This window comes from Streptomyces sp. WAC05292 (genome assembly GCF_003949955.1).
GTDB classification, from domain to species: domain Bacteria; phylum Actinomycetota; class Actinomycetes; order Streptomycetales; family Streptomycetaceae; genus Streptomyces; species Streptomyces globosus.
On record NZ_RPSE01000541.1, the window covers coordinates 1 to 3,274 of the forward strand.

The 3,274-nt window shown below is 76.0% G+C and carries 3 protein-coding genes and 1 pseudogene; 1 reads left to right on the forward strand and 3 read right to left on the reverse strand.

Translation table 11 applies throughout. The annotated features are described in order from the left end of the window. Positions 1-124: 124 nt before the first annotated feature. Complete coding sequence (locus EF903_RS30650; protein ID WP_125548248.1) at positions 125-1,756, reverse strand: class I adenylate-forming enzyme family protein; 1,632 nt, start codon at positions 1,754-1,756, stop codon at positions 125-127. A gap of 140 nt (positions 1,757-1,896) precedes the next feature. Here EF903_RS30650 and EF903_RS30655 point away from each other — a divergent pair, with 140 nt between their 5' ends. Further along, positions 1,897-2,364, forward strand: coding sequence for a nuclear transport factor 2 family protein (locus EF903_RS30655; protein WP_260616149.1), 468 nt, complete (start codon positions 1,897-1,899; stop codon positions 2,362-2,364). A 148-nt stretch (positions 2,365-2,512) separates the two neighbouring features. Here the strand turns inward: EF903_RS30655 and EF903_RS30660 are convergent, their stop codons facing one another. Together EF903_RS30660 and EF903_RS30665 are read right to left on the reverse strand one after the other, a co-directional pair. Then, positions 2,513-2,776: an acyl carrier protein gene (locus EF903_RS30660; protein WP_114059254.1), complete on the reverse strand. Its 264-nt coding sequence runs from the start codon at positions 2,774-2,776 to the stop codon at positions 2,513-2,515. 70 nt (positions 2,777-2,846) lie between these two features. Beyond that, a pseudogene (locus EF903_RS30665) lies at positions 2,847-3,274 on the reverse strand (ketosynthase chain-length factor); the annotation flags it as partial.

Genomic DNA, 3,274 nt, shown 5'->3' on the forward strand with positions numbered 1-3,274 from the left:
AGCCACCGCCATGCGGACCCGGACCACCACGCCCCCGCGGCCCGCAGGGCGGTGGTGGGCCGCGGGGGCGTGGTGGTCCGGGTCCGCATGGCGGTGGCTCCTCTTGTCTGGCGGTTCGGGCGGGTCACAGGACGGCCCCGGCGGCCGTCCCGGCGGCTCCGGCCGCTTCGGCGGCGGCGCGGGCCCGGATGTCCTTGCGGAGGGCGGCGCGCTCGGGCTTGCCGGCGTGGTTGCGGGGGACGGCGTCGAGGATGTCGACGCGGCGGATCTGCTCGAAGCCGGCGAGGCGCTCGTTGGCGCCCTCGACGACCGCGTCGGCGAGGTCGAGCCGGCGGGCGGCGGGCGCGGCCGCGTCGCGCAGGACGAGCCCGAGCCAGACGACGGCCCCGTGGACGGGGTCGGGCCAGCCCGCGGCGACGCAGTCGGCGACGCGCGGGTCGGCGGCGACGATCCGCTCGACGGCGGTGGGCGAGACCAGCTCGTTGTCGTACTTGAAGACGTCGCCGAGCCGGTCGACGAGGAACAGCGAGCCGTCCTCGGTGCGGTAGCCGACGTCCCCGGTGGAGAACCATCCGTCGGGGGCGAGGGCGGGGCAGGGCCGGTCCAGGTAGCCGGCGGTCACCTGCGGCCCGCGGACCTGCACCTCGCCGGTGGAGTACACGTCCAGCGGGGTCCGCGTCTCCAGGTGGACGATGCGGAACTCGGTGCCCGGTACGGCCTTGCCCACGGACCCCGGCTTCGGGTCGTACGGGTCCTGGCAGTGCGAGAGCGGCGACAGCTCGGCCATCCCGTACCCCTGGACGACGGGCACGCCGAGCCGCTCCTGCAGGGCGCGGGCGGCGCTCGGCGCGAGCGCGCTCCCCCCGGACAGGACGGCGGTCAGGGCCGTCCCGGCGGGGAACGGGCCGGCGACCCGGTCGTCGGCGGCGAGGGCGTGCAGGCGGGCGGGGAGCCCGTAGTAGTGCGTGGCGGACACCTCGGCGGCCAGCGCGAGCGAGGCGACCGGGTCGGGGTCGGGGGCCAGGACCTGGAAGGAGCCGGCGAAGACCGCCGAGTTGAGGTGCATCACGTGGTACAGCGGGAGGTGGTTGAGGGTGACGGAGTCGCTGCCGAGCCGGTGCGCGGCGGCGATCTGTGCGGCGTTGGCGACGAGGTTGCGGTGGCTGAGGCGGACGCCCTTGGGGCGGCCGGTGGTGCCGGTGGTGAACTGGATGCAGGCGTCGGCGTCGAGGTCGGCGCGCCCGGGCGGCAGGCAGGCCCGTTCGGCGGCCGAGTCCAGGACGGCGGCCAGCGGTACGGCGTCGCCGGGGACGACCCCGTCCGGCGCGTCGGTCACGACGACGGTGCGCAGCGAGGGCAGCCGGTCGGCGAGCTTCAGCAGCGTCTCGGCGGTCGCGGTGGGCACGAAGGCGATCTCGACGGCGGCGGCGGTGCACACGTGCAGCAGGCCCGCCTCCTTGAGCAGCGGGTTGACCAGAACGACCGTGTTGCCGCTGCGCACGGCCCCGTAGTAGGCGGCGGCGAAGCCGGCGTCGAGGGTGTTGGCGACGCCGATGCGGGCGCCGCGGCGGCCGCAGGCCTCCTCCAGCCAGGCGGCGATCCGGTCGGTGCGGGCGTCGAGTTCGGCGAACGTGACGGTTCCGGCCCCGCCGACCCGGCCGCGGCCGGCGCGGATCGCCCAGCCGGCGGGGTCGCGGACGGCGGCGCGGCGCAGCAGGCCGTCCAAGGGGAGTTGCGGGTACACGAGTGTCGGCATGGTGCGTCCTCCTGCTGGCTCCCGATGGGGCGGTCGCGGCTGCGGCACGCTCACCACCCTGGGGAGGAGTGCTTGAGGAGGCTTCGAAGGGTGCTCGACCTGGGCCGCAAAGACTGTGGTGACCCGACGGAGGGAATCCCATGAGCACCCGCACCGAAACCGGCATGCGCCCCGGAACCGCACCGGCCACGGCCGAGTTCGGCCTGCTGTACGCGGAGGTCCAGCAGTTCTACGCCCGCCAGATGCAGCTGTTCGACTCGTTCGAGGCGGAGGCCTGGGCGGCGACGTTCACCGCGGACGCGGTCTTCGACGTGCCGACGCTGCCGGAGCCCGTACGGGGCCGGGCCGGCCTGGAGGCGAACGTACGGCGCAACCGGCAGGCGGAGGAGGCGACCGGGGACCGGCTGCGGCACTGGATCGGCATGCTGGACGTCGGCCCCGCCCCGGACGGCACGCTCCGCACCCGCGCGTACGCCCAGGTCCACCTGACGCCGCGGGGCGGGGAGCCCCGGCTGTACCGGATGTGCGTGATGGAGGACGTCCTGGTCCGCGCGGAGTCGGGCTGGCAGGTGGCCCGCCGCCTGGTGACCCGCGACGACCTCCGCTGACCGGGCGGGGCGGGGTCCCCGGCGGGGCGCCCGTCGGACGGCGAAGAGCCACCGCCGGACCGGTCCGGGTGGGCACCCGGCGGTCTGGCGGTGGCTCTCGCGCCCGTCGTCGTCTCGGTGCGGGGGCGCCGGAGGCGGCGCCGGCCGGTCAGACGGGGGCCCGCTCCGAGAGGACCCGGTTGACCATGTCGAGGTAGCGGCGGGGCGTGTCGGCCTCGTCGAAGTCCTCGCCGTCGAGGACGATGCCGAACTCCCGCTCGATGTACCCGGTGGTCTGGAGCACGGCGAGGGAGTCGTAGCCGAGCTCGAACCAGTACTGGTCGAGGACGTCGCCGTCGAGGTCGACGCCCTCCTCCTCTCCGGCGCACTCCCGCAGGATGCGGGTCAGACTGCTGAGCTCCAGGCGGTTCATGTGACACCTCTGTTCAGTGGTCGGGGGGTGTGGGGAAGGGTGTGACGACGTACGGAGGGGCGGCCGGGAGTCAGGCCGCCGGGGCGCGGACGACGACGGCCGAGTTGAAGCCCCCGCGCCCGCGCGCCAGGACCAGCGCCGTGCGCAGCCGCAGCCCGGTGCGGGGGGCTCCCGTGACGAGGTCGACGGGGCAGTCGTCGGCGGGGGCCGAGGTCCCTGTGGTCGGCGGGACGACCTGCTCGTGCAGCGCCATCAGCGCGGCGGCGAGGTCGAGGGCGGATCCGCCGGCGGCGAGCCGCCCCGTCATCGACTTCGGCGCCGTGACGGGCACGGCCCGCGGCCCGAACAGCTCCGCGAGGACCTCGGCTTCGAGGCGGTCTGCGGTGCGCTCGCCGGCGGCGTCGGCGAAGACCACGTCGACGTCGCCGGGGCCGATGCCGGCGTCGGCGAGTGCGGCCTCGGCCGCGGCGCCCAGCCGGCAGCCGCTGCCCACCCGCC